The sequence below is a fragment of the Flavobacterium cerinum genome (assembly GCF_004028155.1).
GTDB classification, from domain to species: domain Bacteria; phylum Bacteroidota; class Bacteroidia; order Flavobacteriales; family Flavobacteriaceae; genus Flavobacterium; species Flavobacterium cerinum.
In genome coordinates this window covers 357,824-374,809 of sequence record NZ_SBII01000003.1, presented here as the reverse complement: position 1 = coordinate 374,809, position 16,986 = coordinate 357,824, and the positions used below count along the sequence as shown (strand labels likewise).

Below are 16,986 nucleotides of genomic sequence, written 5' to 3'. Positions count from 1 at the left end.
TAGGACTTCAGGGCACAGGAGCGGTAATCTACATCTTTGACCGTTATGGCAAACTGATGAAACAGGTGAGTCCTGATGAAAATGGCGGATGGGACGGAACCTTTAACGGTAACCCGGTACCGGCAACCGATTACTGGTTCACTGTTACCTACCCTGAAACTGTGGGAACAACCGTGATAAACAAAGAATTTAAAGCGCATTTCTCTTTAAAACGATAAATTATAGCATAGAATAAATAAGAACGGGCTGCCCATTGGGCAGCCCGTTCTTATTTAATTAATTGGAGTGTTTGAAAAAGTAAGAAATGCATGGATTGTTTAATAGCTTTCATGGAAGTGGTGTCCTGCCGTTTCAAGGGGATACAAGTGAACAGTAGGAAATAAGTATAAAGAATGCGCCAAGTGCTGCTTTAAATAAAAAAGCCCCACTATTATGTGAGGCTTGTATATATTACAGAGATAAAATTTACTTACTATTGTATTGCTTTAAAGCATCAGCTAATATTTCTACTGAACGTACTAAATCTTCTTTTTTAAGAACATAAGCGATTCTTATTTCGTCAAGGCCTACATTAGGAGTAGAATAGAATCCTGCGGCAGGGGCAACCATAACGGTTTCGCCATTTAGATCGTATGATTCAAGTAACCATTGTGCAAACTTATCGGCATTATCAATTGGTAGTTTTGCAATACAGTAAAATGCACCTTTAGGAGATGCTACTTTAACACCTTCGATTTTGTTTAGTTCACTAATAAGAATGTCTCTACGACCTCTATATTCGCTTATAACTTCATCAAAATAACTTTGAGGTGTATCAAGTGCAGCTTCACTGGCTATCTGAGCAAAAGTTGGCGGACTAAGACGTGCCTGAGCAAACTTCATAGCTGTAGCCATTACTTCTTTATTTTTTGAAACAATACAACCGATTCTTGCGCCACACATACTGTAACGTTTAGAAACCGAATCGATCATGATTGCATTTTGTTCTATACCCGGTACATTCATTACAGAGTAATGTTTGTCGCCATCGTAAGTGAACTCACGATATACTTCATCTGCGATAAGGAAAAGATCATGTTTCTTAACCAAATCGGCTAATTGCTGGATTTCTTCCTGAGTATAAAGGTATCCTGTTGGATTACCCGGATTACAGATAAGTATCGCTTTTGTTTTTGATGTGATTAGTTTTTCAAAATCGGTAATAGGAGGAAGAGCAAACCCTTCGTCTATAGTAGAGATCACCGGTACAACAGTTACTCCTGAAGCAACAGAAAATCCATTGTAGTTTGCATAAAAGGGCTCTGGAATGATTATCTCATCACCTGCGTCCATTGTACTTCCTAAAGCAAATAGTAATGCTTCAGACCCACCTGTTGTAATGATAATGTCTTCTGGGTTTACATTAACGCCATGATTCTTGTAAGAAACAGCTAGTTTAGTCCTGTAGCTTTCAAAACCAGCAGAGTGGCTGTATTCCAGTATTTTAATTGTATTATTTTTTATAGCTTCTAAAGCAACTTTAGGTGTTTTAATATCAGGTTGACCAATATTTAAATGATATACTTTATGGCCTTTCTTTTTTGCTATTTCGGCATAAGGAACCAGTTTCCTGATAGGAGACTCAGGCATTTGCCTGCCTTTGTTAGATACTTGAGGCATTGTCGTTTAATTTTATAATGATTATGGCAAATTTGCGACTTTTTTTACATATTTAATAATTTTATAAGAATCAAATTTTTAGGCCTCTAACAATTCAAGATGGAAACGTTATAAAAATAGAAAAGCCCTGCAATGCAGGGCTTTTTTATTTTATCTTCATCCTATTGATTAGGAAGACCTTTCTTCTTTTCAAGAATATTTACTTCTTCTTTTTTTACAACTTCACCTTTTAATTTTAAAGGCACTACACCGTCAGGATAGTTTACTGCATTAGATTGAACAGTAATGGTTTTTCTTATAGGGCCTAAACCCATATTGTATTTAACTTCTATTTTTCCAGATTTTCCCGGTGCAATAGGATCCTTAGGCCATGATGGTACAGTACATCCACAAGTAGATTTTACTTCTTTAATAATTAGAGGAGCATCTCCGGTATTTTTGAATTCAAATACTCTTAAACCATTATCATCTTCTTTAGTTACAGTTCCATAATCAACAGTGTCTGACTTTAGTTCAAGATTAGCTCCTTTTTGAGCAAAAGAAGTTGTACTAATTACAAGCATTGCTATAAGGCCTAAAAATTTTTTCATAGTAAATAAATTTAGTTTTAGTAAAAATACTGAGTTTAAATTAATGTACAAATATTGACGCATGTTTTTTTTAAATTGTACTTATATAGTTACTTTTGTATACGTTTTACAAAAAACATACCAATCTTTTTATAGTATTTTAAGTTATGACAATTCCATCGCAATTTGATGCCAAAGCCGCAGAAGGCAAATGGTACGACTACTGGATGAAAAATAATTATTTTCACTCGGAGCCCGATCATAGACAACCGTATACCATAGTAATACCGCCTCCTAATGTCACCGGTGTACTGCACATGGGACATATGCTTAATAATACGATACAGGATGTACTTATCAGACGTGCACGCCTTAAGGGGTATAACGCTTGCTGGGTACCGGGTACAGACCATGCTTCTATTGCTACTGAAGCTAAGGTTGTAGCTAAGCTTAAAGCTGAGGGTATTAATAAAAATGATCTTACACGTGAAGAGTTTTTAGAGCATGCATGGGAATGGACTCATAAATATGGCGGTGTTATTCTTGACCAATTAAAAAAATTAGGAGCGTCATGTGACTGGGAACGTACTAAATTTACTATGGATCCTGATATGTCGGCATCTGTAATAAAATCATTTGTAGACCTATATAACAAAGGCCTAATTTATCGTGGTTATCGTATGGTAAACTGGGATCCTGAAGCAAAAACGACACTTTCTGACGAAGAAGTTTTCTATGAGGAGCGTCAGGGTAAGCTTTATCATCTTAAATATAAAATTGAAGGGACTGAAGATTTTGTTGTAATTGCAACAACCCGTCCGGAAACGATATTGGGTGACACAGCTATTTGTATCAATCCTAACGACGAACGTTATACCCATCTTAAAGGTAAAAAAGTTATTGTACCGATTGCTAACCGTGTTATTCCTATCATTTTTGATGAGTATGTAGACATGGAATTTGGAACAGGCTGCCTTAAAGTAACTCCTGCTCACGATATTAACGATAAAGAGCTTGGTGAAAGACACAATCTTGAAATCATCGATATTTTTAATGACGATGCTACATTAAACAGTTTTGGTTTGCATTATGCAGGGAAAGATCGTTTTGTAGTGCGTGATGAGATTGCTAAAGAACTTGAAAGTTTGGGTAATCTTGAAAAAATTGAGAATCATATTAATAAAGTAGGTACATCTGAAAGGACTAAGGCTGTTATTGAACCTAGACTTTCTGACCAATGGTTCCTGAAAATGGAAGAATTGGCTAAACCGGCTATTAAGGCGGTATTAGAAAGTGAAGAAGTTAAATTATATCCTAAGCGTTTTGATAACACCTATCGTCATTGGATGGAAAACATTCGTGACTGGAATATATCACGCCAGTTATGGTGGGGACAACAGATCCCTGCTTTCTATTATGGTGAGGGTAAAGAAGATTTTATAATTGCACAAGATGCTGCAGCTGCTTTGGCTTTAGCAAAAGAAAAAACAGGAAATCAAAATCTTACTATCGAAAATCTTAGACAGGATCCTGACACATTAGATACTTGGTTTTCAGCATGGTTATGGCCTATGTCTGTTTTTAATGGTGTAGTTAATCCTGAAAATGAAGATTTTAAATACTATTATCCAACCAATGATCTTGTTACCGGACCTGATATTTTATTTTTCTGGGTGGCAAGGATGATCGTTGCAGGTTACGAATTTGCAGGTGAAAAACCATTCTCTAATGTTTATCTAACGGGACTTGTTCGTGATAATCAAAGACGTAAGATGTCTAAATCATTGGGTAATTCACCTGATCCATTAGACCTGATTGAGAAATTTGGAGCAGATGGTGTGCGTGTAGGATTGCTTTTAAGTGCTTCTGCAGGTAATGACATCATGTTTGATGAAGAATTATGCAACCAGGGGAAAGCATTTACTAATAAAATATGGAATGCCTTCAGACTTATTAAAGGGTGGGAGTTAAGCGATATCGAGCAGCCTGCTTATGCTAAAAAAGCTATTGAGTGGTATGAAGCTAAAGTTCAAAAAACATTAGTAGAAATTGAAGATCATTTTGAGAAATACAGAATATCTGATGCGCTTATGGCAATTTACAAGCTGGTTTGGGATGATTTCTGCTCATGGTTCCTTGAAATGATTAAACCGGCTTATCAGGCACCTATAGACAGTGCTACTTTTAACAAGGCTATAGAAATGATGGAAAGTAATTTAAAACTGCTTCATCCATTTATGCCGTTTCTTACTGAAGAGATTTGGCACCTTATTGCAGAAAGATCAACGGAAGAGGCTCTTATTATTGCTGAATGGCCTAAAGTAACAGGGGCTGATGAAAAACTAATTAGTGATTTTGAAATTGCTGCCGAAGTTATATCAGGTATACGTACAATAAGAAAAGAAAAAAATATTCCTTTTAAAGATGCTATAGAGCTTAAAGTTATTAATAATGATAGTTTGCCAGATCAGTTTGATAGTATCATAACTAAACTAGGTAATATTTCTGATTTAGAATATATTTCTGAAAAAGTTAATGGAGCACTTACTTTCAGGGTACGTTCCAATGAATATTTCGTTCCTGTAACCGGTGCGGTAAATGTAGAAGAGGAGATTGCTAAACTTACTGAGGAATTGAATTACAACCGAGGTTTCCTTAAATCTGTACAGGCAAAATTATCTAATGAGAAGTTTGTAGGTAGTGCACCTGAGAAAGTTGTTGCTATGGAAAGGCAGAAGGAGGCTGATGCGCTTGCTAAAATTGCAACGATTGAGCAAAGTCTGATAAGTCTTAAATAAGATAAATTATATAAAAAAATGCCCCGCTTTTGGCGGGGCATTTTTTTTACTCTTCGTCGAAATAAGTTATTGTACGTTCTTCAATAAATTGAGGTTTATCGTTAATTCTTATTGTTTTTTTTGTCCAGTTGCCTTTAGCATCATATTCAAAAATATATTCTCTTTTTTCAATTGTTTTACCTGATACTTCGTCTATAGCTGTATATGATGTTTGATTTTTATATTTGTCAAACGTAAAAAGGGCTTTTGCCATAAGAGTACCATTTTTACTAACATTCCATTCTGTTTTGTTGTTAGCTGCGTCATATTTGAATGTGTTGATGATGTTTGAATTTTCAAATTTTTCAAATATTTCATGAGTAAGTACATTACTGTTTTTATCATAAGTGAATTTTTCTACATATTCAGGTTCACCTTTTTCATTAACAGTTTCTTTTTTTATAAGATTATCCCCGTCATATGTATATCTGGTCTGATATTGCATTTTCGAATCTTTATCATATCTGGATTCAGATAGTATCCTGTTTTTCTTATCATATGTATATAGGGCTTTGTATTGTACATATTCTGTTCCCAAATAAATGTTCTCAAGGTTAAGATTTCCCTTGCTGTCATATATATAAGTAACTTTATCTATGGGATTGTTTTGAGGATTGTATGTTACTTTTTCGGCAACTTTATTACCCTGATATTTCATTTCAATTCGGTCAATCTGAGTATTGTCGGGATTTCGTCTTGTTATAGATGTATTTTTTTTGCCGGTTTTATCCCATGTATAGTCAGTTTTGATACCTACACTATTGCCAATATATTGTAATGATTGCTGTTTGTTTTCTTTTCCCTTAAAAGTATTCTCTTCAAAAGGAGCATTATTTACAAAGAGTTTTTCGGTAGCCAACATACCATCATCGCTAAATGAAATGTCGTTATCACGTTTACCACTATTTTCATGCTGCGGTTTTATTTTTTCAAGTTTTTCATTCACCAGCCATGATTTTGTTGAGACAGTTTTAACATCGCCTAACAGTCCATAAGAAGCCCAGTCAGTTTTGGTTCTGTCTATAACCTTTTTATCTTCTTTTTGACAGGAAGCTAATAGTAATATCAGTGCTAGAGGGTATAAGTACTTCATTATAGTGTTTAGTTTGTTAATGTTTAGTTTAATTGTTTAAGATTTTCAAAAATGGCTCTTTTTTTTTAAACAGGCAACAGTTTATGCGATTTGTTGGTTTTAAGAATTGAAAATCGGAAGAAGGCATAAAAAAATCCGCCTTATAAAAAGCGGATTATCTCTATTATTTGATGGCTGTTATTTTACTAACGCTGCGTCGTATTTTTTACCTACAACATCCCAGTTTATCACGTTAAAGAATGCTGTGATATAATCAGGTCTTTTGTTTTGGTAGTTTAAGTAATAAGCATGTTCCCAAACGTCAAGTGCTAATACAGGTTTACCTGAAATACTAACATTTGGCATTAATGGGTTGTCTTGATTAGAAGTGCTTCCTATTACAAGTTTACCAGTTTTATCTAATACTAACCAAGCCCAGCCTGAGCCAAATTGTTTAGTAGCAGCTTCTGAAAACTGTGTTTTAAAGTTTTCGAAAGAACCAAAGTCTTTGTTTATTGCTTCAGCTAGTGCTCCTTTTGGCGCAGTAGCTCCGTTAGGTGCCATAACTTCCCAGAACATAGTATGGTTATAGTATCCTCCACCATTATTCCTTACAGGCTTGTTTTCCATATCTAAGGTAGCAAATATCTCCTCGATAGTTTTTTTCTCAAGATCTGTACCTTTTATAGCTTTGTTTAGCTCGTTTGTATATTTTAAATAATGCTTAGAGTAATGGATCTCCATTGTTTTAGCATCAATATTTGGGGCAAGAGCATCATACGCATAGCCTAGTTTAGCTAACTGAAAAGCACCTTCATCAGCTTTCACATCGTCAGGATTACCTAGTGGTGCAGCCTCTATTTTTTGAGGTTCTGGAACAGCAACAACTTCTTCAAGGTTATTTTTGTCTTTGCAAGACTGCATAACAGACATTAATACAAAAGCCGAAAGTAGAATTCTAACGTTTTTCATAATTATTATTATTTTATTATTGAATTGATAATCTCGATATACAGTTTCTTTGCTTCGTCTGGAGTTAAATGCCTCACCTGCATCCAGGCATTCATTTTAAAGGCATTTCGAAGATCAAAGTGCTGATTGTTATTTATGTGAGCTGTTCCGGATGTAGCCTGCTTATAATACGCATATATCCTGAGCATAACATCCTGAGGAAGTGCTTCAGTCATATTGGACGCTTTCTCGTAAGCTTCCTGAAACAGGGTATCTATATCCTTTTCCTGCATTTATGCCTTCGTTGCGATTATTGTTTTTCCGCCTATTGCCTTTTGGTTTAGCGTAACGTTTATCTCTGTACCTAAAGGTAAGTATAAATCTACTCTTGAGCCAAATTTAATAAAACCTGCATCTGTACCCTGTACTACCTGCATACCTTCGCGTGCATAGTTTACAATACGTCTGGCAAGTGCTCCCGCAATCTGTCTGTATAGAATTTCTCCAAATACAGGATTTTCAATTACAACAGTGGTACGTTCATTTTCTTCACTCGCTTTTGGATGCCACGCTACAAGGTATTTACCAGGATGGTATTTACTAAATTTTATAAGCCCGTTTGAAGGATAACGTGTTACGTGTACATTGATGGGAGACATAAAGATAGATACCTGAAGGCGTTTGTCTTTAAAGTATTCCGGTTCATATACTTCTTCAATTACTACCACTTTGCCATCTACAGGTGCAATGATGTGGTGATCTTTAATATCTACTATACGTAGTGGATTTCTAAAAAACTGCAGAATAAGTACAAGGAATGCCAAAGCAACCAATTGTACAATTAGTTTTAGAGTTGTGCTGTCAATGAATTTTTCAGCTAATAATGCTACCGCTACAGTTACGGTAAGTCCTATGAAAATAATTTTCGCTCCTTCTTTATGAAACATAATTTATGATTTGGTAAAACAAAAATAAAAATGGTATTGCAAATATAATACTATCCAATCTATCAAGAATGCCTCCGTGGCCCGGCATTATATTTCCACTATCTTTTACGCCGGCATTCCTCTTAAATTTAGATTCTACTAAATCACCTAAAGTGCCAAATATCACAAGGATTATTGCTGCTCCCATCCATACAAATGGTGAGCTGAACACAGGTGTTAGAAAAATATCAAAACGAGTAAGTATATATGCTCCTATAAGGGTAAAAACCATTCCGCCTAAAAATCCTTCAATGGTTTTTTTGGGGGAAATGCGTTCAAAAAGTTTGTGCTTACCCATGGTTTTGCCTACAATGTATGCAAATGTATCATTGGTCCATATAAGTATAAAGCTGCCTATTAGGATATACGGATTGTAAGCACCTTCTAAAAATGGAAGTTTAATAATAAGCAGAAAAGGTATAATGACATAGCCAATGAGCTCTGTTAATTTAGAGTTTTTGTCTTTTGGGACAGCTCTTTTTTTGCTAAAGAGGTCACCTAACAGTAAAACAGATATAAATAGCCCCGCTAAGTTAATGGCTAAATTTGTATATAGGCTATTATCTATATAAAAACCAAAAAGAAAGAACCCAATCGCGGTAATAAGTAATGGAATAGTTTTATCTAAATTTGTGAGTCGGCAAAACTCCAGTACAGCTAGTACTAAAAATGCTCCAAATAAGATAGTAAAACTTATGTGTGAAAATAGGGTAGCGCTTAATAGAAGTACGATATATACTATACCCGACAGTGTCCTGACTATGCTTTCGTTCATACTACAGGTCTTCTAAAAGCAGAAGGTATAAATTTTTTGCAGAACTACCGTAATGCAGAAAATCTTCTTCTTTTACTTTTTCAAAATATTTAATTGTGGTGATATTCGTAGGGTAGTCTCTATCGTATTTTTTCTTTATTTCCCTTAATCCATCACTTTTGTTACCAAGTATTTGGCTTGTAGTGGCATAGATTACAATGTTTGTGGGAAGTTCATTAGGCTTGTTCTGCTTAATTTGATTTGAGGAAAATAAAACGGAACCTTCGTCTGCAATAAGGTTTTCACAGGTAGCTAAAAGAAACTTAGCTTCTGCACATTTGGCATAAGTTAGCTTATTTTCATCAAGAAGGCTGTATAGTTTTGGTTCAAGGCACATCACTTCACATTCAAACCAGTCGTTCTCTTCAAGTACGTTTAAAAACTGTTCATGAACTTCAGTAAGATTATCGCAATAAATAAATTTACCGCCATTTTTTTTGAAATTTAACATGAAAAGTTCGTCAACAGGAAGCTGTTGCTCCGGAAGAAAAGGATTCGAGTCCGAATTTTTTTCTTCATGTGAAACATCATTACCAGTGCCAAAAATTTTCTTAAAAAGACTCATACCTTACATTCCCTTTTTACTCCAGATATGCTCAAAGATAAAAAAATCTTAATTCAATTTGTGGATTGAATTAAGATTTTTATAAATATTAGCATTTTTTTTGCTTATGCTTCTGTAATTACTTCAATATCTGATTTATCGAAAGGTCTTTTACCAAAGATATCTTCAAGGTCATCTTTAAAAATAACTTCTTTTTCGATCAATATGTCAGCCAGCTTAAGTAATTTGTCTCTGTTTTCTTCTAACAAAGCAATAGCTCGCTGGTATTGTTCTTCAATAAGGTTCGAAATCTCTTTGTCAATTATTCTGGCTGTATCTTCAGAATATGGTTTAGAGAAATTGTATTCACTTTGTCCTGATGAATCGTAATAAGTAACATTACCCAGCTTTTCGTTAAGGCCATAAATGGTAACCATTGCACGAGCTTGTTTTGTAACTTTTTCAAGATCACTAAGTGCTCCAGTAGATATTCTGTTGAATATTACTTTTTCTGCTGCACGTCCTCCCATTGTAGCACACATTTCGTCAAGCATCTGATCTGGTCTTACAATAAGTCTTTCTTCAGGAAGGTACCATGCAGCACCTAAGCTTTGTCCACGTGGTACTATTGTAACTTTAACTAGTGGAGCAGCGTGTTCAAGCATCCAGCTTACTGTAGCATGTCCAGCTTCGTGTATTGCAATTGCTCTTTTCTCTTCAGGAGAAACAATTTTATTTTTCTTTTCAAGACCACCTACAATACGGTCTACCGCATCAAGGAAATCCTGTTTGTCTACCATTTTCTTATCTTTTCTCGCAGCAACAAGTGCCGCTTCGTTACACACGTTAGCAATATCTGCACCAGAGAAACCTGGAGTTTGCTTTGCTAAGAATTCGGTATCAAGCTCCTCAGATTTTTTAAGTGGTTTTAAATGTACTTCAAATATCTCTCTACGCTCTCTGATGTCTGGAAGATCTACATAGATTTGTCTGTCAAAACGACCTGCACGCATAAGTGCTTTATCCAGTACGTCAGCACGATTTGTTGCAGCAAGTACAATTACATTTGTATTAGTTCCAAAACCATCCATCTCAGTAAGCAGCTGGTTAAGGGTATTTTCGCGTTCATCGTTAGAACCTGAGAAATTATTTTTTCCACGTGCACGACCTACAGCGTCAATTTCATCAATAAATATAATTGCCGGAGCTTTTTCTTTTGCCTGTTTGAAAAGGTCACGTACTCGAGAAGCACCTACACCTACAAACATTTCAACGAAATCTGATCCCGATAGCGAAAAGAAAGGCACTTTAGCTTCGCCGGCTACAGCTTTAGCTAATAAGGTCTTACCAGTTCCCGGAGGACCTACCAGTAGTGCTCCCTTAGGTATTTTTCCACCAATACTTGTGTATTTTTCAGGAGTCTTAAGGAATTCTACAATTTCCTGTATCTCTTCTTTAGCCCCTTCAAGTCCTGCAACATCTTTAAACGTTACTTTAATATCATTCTTTTCGTCAAATAATTTTGCTTTAGATTTTCCAATATTGAAAATCTGTCCGCCGCCGCCGCCGGCACCTCCACCTGACATTCTACGCATCATGAAGATCCATAAACCAACTAATACAAGTATTGGTAACAAAGTGAATAAAAGTTCACCCCAAATTCCGTCCGGTTGAGGATCGTAGTCGTTTATTTTACCAGCAGCGCGGGCTTCATCAAGTCTTTTTTGGAAAGCTTCGCTATTACCTGTTTGTACGGTGTAGTGAGGGCCCTTGTTTGGTTTGTCAAATATGTCTTTTTGTACCTTTTCGTGCACTTTTTCTTTTAAAGCTTCAGGTTTAAGGAAAACTTCTGCTGTACTTTTATTGAATACAACTTTGTTAACTTCACCCTGGTCTAAAAATTTGTAAAAGTTAGAAAGCGAAATAGGTTTAGGATCGTTCCAGCTGGAACCTCCTGCTACAAAATTAATTGCCAGGAAAATAAGCAAAATGCCGCCATAAATGAGCCACGGGCTAACTTTGAGCTTAGTAGGTTTATTATCTTTTGACATGAATTGTTCTGATTAATAGTTGTTTCCTATCGATGTAATACGGGCATCTCCCCACAAACTTTCAATGTTGTAATATTCACGAATGTGTTTTTGGAAAACATGTACTACAATGTTTACGTAATCCATAAGAACCCATTCGCCATTTTCTGTCCCTTCAACATGCCAAGGCTTGTCTTTAAGCGATTTGGAAACTGTTTTTTGAATAGAGTGAACAATTGCGTTCACTTGAGTATTTGATGTTCCATTGCAAATTACAAAATAATCGCAAACGGTATTGTCTATTGCCCTTAAGTCAAGAATATCAATATCATGTCCTTTTACTTCTTCAATCCCTTTGATGATATTCGCCAACAGATCATCGTTACTTATGTTTTTCTTAGCCATTTAAAATTTTATGTTTTCGCAAAGTTATCATTTTTTGTATTTACTTTTGAACCTTAACACAAGATTACAGGAATTAAAAAGCAATACACGGTTTATTTCTAATGAATATTATCAAACTCAGTGCCATTAACTCTACAAACGACTACCTAAAAGGTTTAACAGCTGCTCAATTTGTAGAAAACTTCACTATTGTTGTTACCGAAGATCAAACAGGAGGCCGCGGACAAATGGGGTCTAAGTGGAATGTTGAGCCGGGTAAGAACCTTACTTTTAGTGTGTTGATTAAAGATTTGTTATTGGAAATCAACGAGATATTTAATCTTAATGCTGCAGTTGCAGTTAGTGTTATTGAGGGGTTAGAATCTTTTAATATTTCTAATCTTTCTATAAAATGGCCTAACGACATTTTGGCAGGTAACAAGAAAATAGGGGGCATTCTTATTGAAAACAGTATCAAAAATAATGGAGAAATTTTTTCGATAGTAGGAATTGGGCTTAATGTAAACCAAAAAGACTTCGGTGAGTTGCCTAAAGCTTCATCCTTATCACTGGTAACAGGTAAGGAGTATGACAAAGATGCCGTGATGGCAGGTATTGTTGAAAACCTTAGGCGTAATGTGGCTGGAATATTGAATAGCAATACAAACTTTATTTGGAATAAATACCATAGTAAACTTTACAAGATGGGAGTTCCAATGCCTTTTGATAAAGAAGGCCAAAAATTTATGGGGATTATAAAAGGGGTATCTAAAAGCGGTACGCTTGAGGTGCAGCTTGCAGATGATTCTGTAGCCAATTTTTCTATAAAAGAAGTACAGCTGCTTTATTAGTTTGTAGAATTAACTATTGAGATTTTAGAATAATCTGTCTAAAATCTCAATAGTTCAATTTAATATTAGTCTTCACTTTCATTATCGTCTTCACCTTCCGGATCAAAATCGTTTATAAGAAAATCTATTACAAGCTCGATAGTATCTCCATCTTCATTCAGTCCCCAATATGTAGGGAAATAGCCGTCGCCCCAGCCTGAAGCGAACATAATAACATTGTTGTCTGATTCTTTGTTAGGTCTGTGATCATTCCAATCACCTAATTCTCTTGAAAATTTGTTCTTTCCGGAGTAAGTTTTAAATTCTTCGGCAAGTACTTCGTCATAATAATTGGCTTCAGAATTTTTTTCCTGCAGCTCGTCGATTTTCTTTACAAAAGCTGTATTTGTTTCCTGATCGAGAAAACATGCAAGTCCGGATTCAACAGGGAAGCCGTAGAATTCATCATCATCCAGTTCGTCCAGTTCTTCTTTGGTAAGGTCTTCGGTTAATGCTAATATCCATTTTGTAGCTTCTTCCGGCCTGAATTTTATTTTTGCATAAGCAATCCTGTGATGCAGTTCATCTATCTCTGCCATGTAAATGTATACAGGATATTTATCAGGTTGTACAGTGCGAGAAAAAGGCAGCTGTTCCATGGAAAAAAAGGGGTCGGAGACTATGATTTTCCCTGTTGGCAGGTTTACATCGCCTATATGTATTTCTACAAGTTCCTGAGCATTCATTTCCTGGTCAAGATCGTAGTGCAGTTCAAATTCATTAAGGTCTTTCATAGCTGTTTTTTTATTGGATATTAAATTTACTCAAAACCATAGCGGTACAGTGTTATTTTATAAAATCTTTAACTGCGTTGTCTATGATTAAGTAAATGTTATTTTGGGTTTTAATTATTAATCTGTTAAGATAAGCTATTAAAATATGTTAGAATTATTATTGTTTCGGATCTTCTTCGAACGAAGGATCTTGTGGTTCCGGAAGTACCAATTCTGAGCTTAGTGTAGGCAGCAGCATCTTCATGCTTTCCATAGAGTTACTGGATACATCTACAAAATACCAGTTTTTCCCTTTATTATTTGAAATAGCAATTAAGCTTGTGTGTGCGGTAAGTTTTCCACCAGGAACTTTCATTTCGATCATTTGTGGTATGATACATTGCATCTCATTGTCTACTTTGACTATTTTTGAAGGTGCGCCAAATTTTACAGCAAGAAAAGTAATATTCTCTGCTTCAAGCTGCTTAAAACTCTTTGTTGTTTCTTCCAGCATTTTTTCCCGGTTGCCCATATTCTTAACAACTATAGGATGTGTATATAGTAAAAAGCCTGCATAGTCCTTTGCAATAAATTTTTTACCCATATCGTCAGCCTGTTCTAAAACAGCTTTATCCATAGCACCATTTACTTGTGATTGAGTAGTAGATAAGCTAAGTAGTGCAATAAATAGAATTAAAAGTCTTTTTTTCATGATAAGTAGTTTTGATAAAAATATAAAAAAAGGTTTTTAGTAGAACTAAAAACCTTTAATTTGATACTAATGAAGTTTTTCCTTCTATAGTTTATGCATATTCGCAGCAAGTGTTTCAATGAATTTGCTGATAGGGCCTTTAATCATCATGGCCATCATAGCATTAAATTCACCTTCAAAATGCAGCTGTACTTCGCTGGATGTGTCAGAGATTGAATTTATATCTCCTGTAAGTGTAAAAGGAAGTTTTTCGCTTGCAGCTCCTAAAACGACTTTGCTTGGAGCAGACTTCTCTTTTAATTTCAGTTTGATCTCCGGCATACCTTTAAGAGCAAAAATGAACGATTCATCACCCGTTACTTCAAATTTTGCAATATTATCAGGCATTAGTTTTTCAAAATTCTTAACATCGGTTAAGGCGTCAAAAATATATTGAGCAGGTTTATCAACGGTAACTTTTGGACTATCTAAATTCATTTGTTATTTCAAATTTTTGATTCCAATTCTCAGGTAATACCTAAATTGATGAAATCAGATTGTTTATTGGTAAAAAGCAAATCTACAATGTTAAACCTGTTCCTGCATCCAGGTAGACGGGCTTTTGCTCCACTCTTTAAGTGTTTCCTGCTCTTCTTCAGTAATATACTTTTTAGTAACTGCAAGATCTAAAAGAGTTTCGTAGTTGCCTAGTGTGTGCAGGTTTACATTAGCATTTTTGAAGTTCTCTAAAGAGATATCAAAGCCATAAGTAAATATGGCAACCATGCCTTTTACATTGGCTCCTGCATCTTTTAATGCTTCTACAGCCATAAGGCTGCTGTTACCAGTACTAATCAGGTCTTCGACCACTACTACGCTTTGTCCTTTTTGTAAAAAACCTTCAACCTGATTTTGGCGTCCGTGCTTTTTAGCTTCCGGTCTAACATATACAAAAGGGAGTCCCATGTACTCTGCAACGAGCATTCCTATGCCAATTGCGCCTGTTGCCACACCCGCAATTACATCAGGTTTGCCAAATTCTTTCTCAATATGCTTAGAAAATTCCTCACGAATGTAATTCCTGATTGGTGGAAATGAGAGAGTTATCCTGTTGTCACAATATATAGGCGATTTCCATCCGGAAGCCCATGTAAAAGGATTTTTAGGATTTAATTTAATTGCGTTTATTTGTAAAAGCAATTCGGCTGTTTTTTTGGCGGTGTCTATATTAAAAATCATACTGCAAATGTATAAAGTTTTTGTAAACGATAAACCTCTTTTTTTGACAAATACTGTAGAAAAAGAAACTGATTTCAGAATGTTTTTACTGGAGAGTGTTGATATTGAGCAACTGATAGTAAATATGTTCAATAATAAGGTGAAAAAAGCCTTTTTATACCATCCTGATGAAAAGGAAACCTTAAAGAAATTAAAGGAGAAGATACCTGTGGCTAAAGCCGGGGGTGGTCTTGTATATAATGATAAGGGTGAAGTACTTTTTATTTTCAGGAATGGTAAATGGGATCTGCCTAAAGGAGGTATAGAGAAAAATGAAGATATAGAAACTACTGCTATGAGGGAAGTGGAAGAGGAGACTGGTGTAAGCGGACTTGAAATTACCCAAAAGCTGCAAAAAACATATCACATCTTTAAGCGTAATGGCAGTTATAAGCTAAAAATAACACATTGGTTTGAAATGAAAACGGATTATTCCGGTCCTCTAGAAGGTCAGATAGAGGAAGGTATAGAGAAAGTAGCATGGCTTAACCAGGACCAGATCAAAGATGCTCTAACCAATTCTTATGAAAATATTAAACTCCTGTTTGAAAAGACTGCTGTTGTCAAGGAAGGATAACAGGTCCTAACTTATCCATCCATAAATACAATCCTAAGGCACTGCCGGTCAGTCCGGCCAGTAAGAAAGTAAGTCTTTGGCGTATTGGTATAATTTTAAAAAATACCCAGCTTAAAAGTAAGAGTCCAAGAATACAGGTAATTAATCCAAACACCCAATGTGGGAGTTCAAGATATTGGGATAATTTAGGTTCATCACTTCTATAGGCTCTTCTTTCAGTTTCAAATAGTGTATCAAGTGATCCTATAAAATTTAGTATCTGTCTTGACCAAAAGAAAGTTATAAATATTGAAGCCCATATTGAAAATGTTAGGTTGTATTTTCGGTATATTTTCTTTCGGTTGAACCAAAGTATTAAAAAACCAATGGTTCCGGTTATCATCGTTTGAATTGGTCCTCCAAGAGTTATTAAAAATTTCTCTCTCCCCACGTTTTTGTTTATTTCTCTAAATTTTTCCTTTTCGGGAGATTCTTCCCGAGATAGTATTTTACTTTTATTTTTTTCATAGAAAGTTTCAAATTCAGTGGCTTTTGCTTCAAAGCCAAGGGAAGTAGAAGCATAATGTATTTTTGGAGTATTACCAAAATATTTCGATACAGCCCAATGCCCTCCTTCATGGCTCACTGTTCCAACTATTGTACAAAGCACAAACCCAATTAATAAAAATACAAATAACCGAATATTGAATTGAAAAGAGAGAATTTTCATTTTTTAGATTATAAATTCAAAGATAGTATTCTGTAATATTAAGAAATTTGCTATAATTTAACATAAATAAAAGTTAAACACATTGTTGTTTTTCATAATCACAAAATTGTTGCTTTTTGTGATAGTTAAATTTTAAATAAAAGAGTTACAGAGAATATTAATCTTATTTAATTTAACATTTATTTTTTAAGTATTTATTTACAGTTATAAATCAAACCTATTTGTTTTCAGTCTTGAGTTTACTTTATTCCTGTTATGGTGATTTTGATTTATTATTATATT

Annotated in this window: 19 protein-coding genes; 4 read left to right on the top strand and 15 right to left on the bottom strand. The window is 35.1% G+C overall.

Annotated elements, in window-relative coordinates:
• A partial coding sequence (locus tag EPI11_RS06970) for a T9SS type B sorting domain-containing protein (RefSeq protein WP_128389222.1) occupies positions 1-218 on the top strand: 218 nt, incomplete at its 5' end.
• A gap of 247 nt (positions 219-465) precedes the next feature.
• Here EPI11_RS06970 and EPI11_RS06965 read toward each other — a convergent pair.
• Both EPI11_RS06965 and EPI11_RS06960 read right to left on the bottom strand, forming a co-directional pair.
• Positions 466-1,659, bottom strand: a complete 1,194-nt coding sequence (locus EPI11_RS06965; RefSeq protein WP_128389221.1) for a pyridoxal phosphate-dependent aminotransferase — start codon at positions 1,657-1,659, stop codon at positions 466-468.
• Positions 1,660-1,820: 161 nt separating this feature from the next.
• Entirely contained in the window at positions 1,821-2,249 is a 429-nt protein-coding gene (locus EPI11_RS06960) for a DUF1573 domain-containing protein (protein ID WP_128389220.1), read from the bottom strand.
• Positions 2,250-2,395: 146 nt separating this feature from the next.
• On the opposite strand from EPI11_RS06960, the gene EPI11_RS06955 reads away from it, so the two are divergent.
• Complete coding sequence (locus EPI11_RS06955; protein WP_128389219.1) at positions 2,396-5,026, top strand: valine--tRNA ligase; 2,631 nt, start codon at positions 2,396-2,398, stop codon at positions 5,024-5,026.
• 46 nt (positions 5,027-5,072) lie between these two features.
• On the opposite strand, the gene EPI11_RS06950 is transcribed toward EPI11_RS06955, so the two are convergent.
• The 8 genes from EPI11_RS06950 to rsfS form a co-directional block, all read right to left on the bottom strand.
• The gene (locus EPI11_RS06950; protein WP_128389218.1) at positions 5,073-6,158 is read right to left on the bottom strand and encodes a hypothetical protein; all 1,086 of its coding nucleotides are present in this window, start codon (positions 6,156-6,158) and stop codon (positions 5,073-5,075) included.
• Positions 6,159-6,335: 177 nt separating this feature from the next.
• Positions 6,336-7,109 (bottom strand): superoxide dismutase, encoded by a 774-nt coding sequence (locus tag EPI11_RS06945; RefSeq protein ID WP_128389217.1) that lies wholly within the window; start codon positions 7,107-7,109, stop codon positions 6,336-6,338.
• Positions 7,110-7,117: 8 nt separating this feature from the next.
• Positions 7,118-7,381 carry an acyl-CoA-binding protein gene (locus EPI11_RS06940; protein WP_128389216.1) on the bottom strand — a complete coding sequence of 88 codons (264 nt, stop codon included), beginning with the start codon at positions 7,379-7,381 and terminating at the stop codon, positions 7,118-7,120.
• A complete protein-coding gene (locus tag EPI11_RS06935) occupies positions 7,382-8,035 on the bottom strand; it encodes a phosphatidylserine decarboxylase family protein (protein WP_128389215.1) in 654 nt (217 codons plus the stop codon).
• Positions 8,025-8,849: a phosphatidate cytidylyltransferase gene (locus EPI11_RS06930; protein WP_128389214.1), complete on the bottom strand. Its 825-nt coding sequence runs from the start codon at positions 8,847-8,849 to the stop codon at positions 8,025-8,027. Before EPI11_RS06930 ends, EPI11_RS06935 begins: the two co-directional genes overlap by 11 nt.
• Position 8,850: 1 nt before the next feature.
• On the bottom strand, positions 8,851-9,453 hold the full coding sequence (locus EPI11_RS06925) for a lactate utilization protein B/C (protein WP_128389213.1): 603 nt from the start codon (positions 9,451-9,453) through the stop codon (positions 8,851-8,853).
• Positions 9,454-9,557: 104 nt separating this feature from the next.
• Entirely contained in the window at positions 9,558-11,483 is a 1,926-nt protein-coding gene (gene ftsH / locus EPI11_RS06920) for an ATP-dependent zinc metalloprotease FtsH (protein ID WP_128389212.1), read from the bottom strand.
• A 12-nt stretch (positions 11,484-11,495) separates the two neighbouring features.
• Positions 11,496-11,867 (bottom strand): ribosome silencing factor, encoded by a 372-nt coding sequence (rsfS, locus tag EPI11_RS06915; protein ID WP_128389211.1) that lies wholly within the window; start codon positions 11,865-11,867, stop codon positions 11,496-11,498.
• A 101-nt stretch (positions 11,868-11,968) separates the two neighbouring features.
• Between rsfS and EPI11_RS06910 the strand changes: the two genes are divergently transcribed.
• On the top strand, positions 11,969-12,697 hold the full coding sequence (locus EPI11_RS06910) for a biotin--[acetyl-CoA-carboxylase] ligase (protein ID WP_128389210.1): 729 nt from the start codon (positions 11,969-11,971) through the stop codon (positions 12,695-12,697).
• Between the two features lie 65 nt (positions 12,698-12,762).
• Here EPI11_RS06910 and EPI11_RS06905 read toward each other — a convergent pair whose 3' ends face one another.
• The 4 genes from EPI11_RS06905 to pyrE form a co-directional block, all read right to left on the bottom strand.
• Positions 12,763-13,470 carry a DUF4241 domain-containing protein gene (locus tag EPI11_RS06905; RefSeq protein ID WP_128389209.1) on the bottom strand — a complete coding sequence of 236 codons (708 nt, stop codon included), beginning with the start codon at positions 13,468-13,470 and terminating at the stop codon, positions 12,763-12,765.
• A 157-nt stretch (positions 13,471-13,627) separates the two neighbouring features.
• Positions 13,628-14,161 (bottom strand): hypothetical protein, encoded by a 534-nt coding sequence (locus EPI11_RS06900; protein ID WP_128389208.1) that lies wholly within the window; start codon positions 14,159-14,161, stop codon positions 13,628-13,630.
• 84 nt (positions 14,162-14,245) lie between these two features.
• Positions 14,246-14,638, bottom strand: a complete 393-nt coding sequence (locus EPI11_RS06895) for an SRPBCC family protein (protein ID WP_128389207.1) — start codon at positions 14,636-14,638, stop codon at positions 14,246-14,248.
• A 90-nt stretch (positions 14,639-14,728) separates the two neighbouring features.
• Positions 14,729-15,379: an orotate phosphoribosyltransferase gene (pyrE, locus tag EPI11_RS06890; RefSeq protein WP_128389206.1), complete on the bottom strand. Its 651-nt coding sequence runs from the start codon at positions 15,377-15,379 to the stop codon at positions 14,729-14,731.
• Between the two features lie 7 nt (positions 15,380-15,386).
• On the opposite strand from pyrE, the gene EPI11_RS06885 reads away from it, so the two are divergent.
• On the top strand, positions 15,387-15,995 hold the full coding sequence (locus EPI11_RS06885) for an NUDIX hydrolase (protein WP_128389205.1): 609 nt from the start codon (positions 15,387-15,389) through the stop codon (positions 15,993-15,995).
• On the opposite strand, the gene EPI11_RS06880 is transcribed toward EPI11_RS06885, so the two are convergent.
• Positions 15,982-16,704, bottom strand: coding sequence for a hypothetical protein (locus tag EPI11_RS06880; protein WP_128389204.1), 723 nt, complete (start codon positions 16,702-16,704; stop codon positions 15,982-15,984). The two genes, EPI11_RS06885 and EPI11_RS06880, sit on opposite strands and share 14 nt — an antisense overlap.
• Positions 16,705-16,986: the final 282 nt, after the last annotated feature.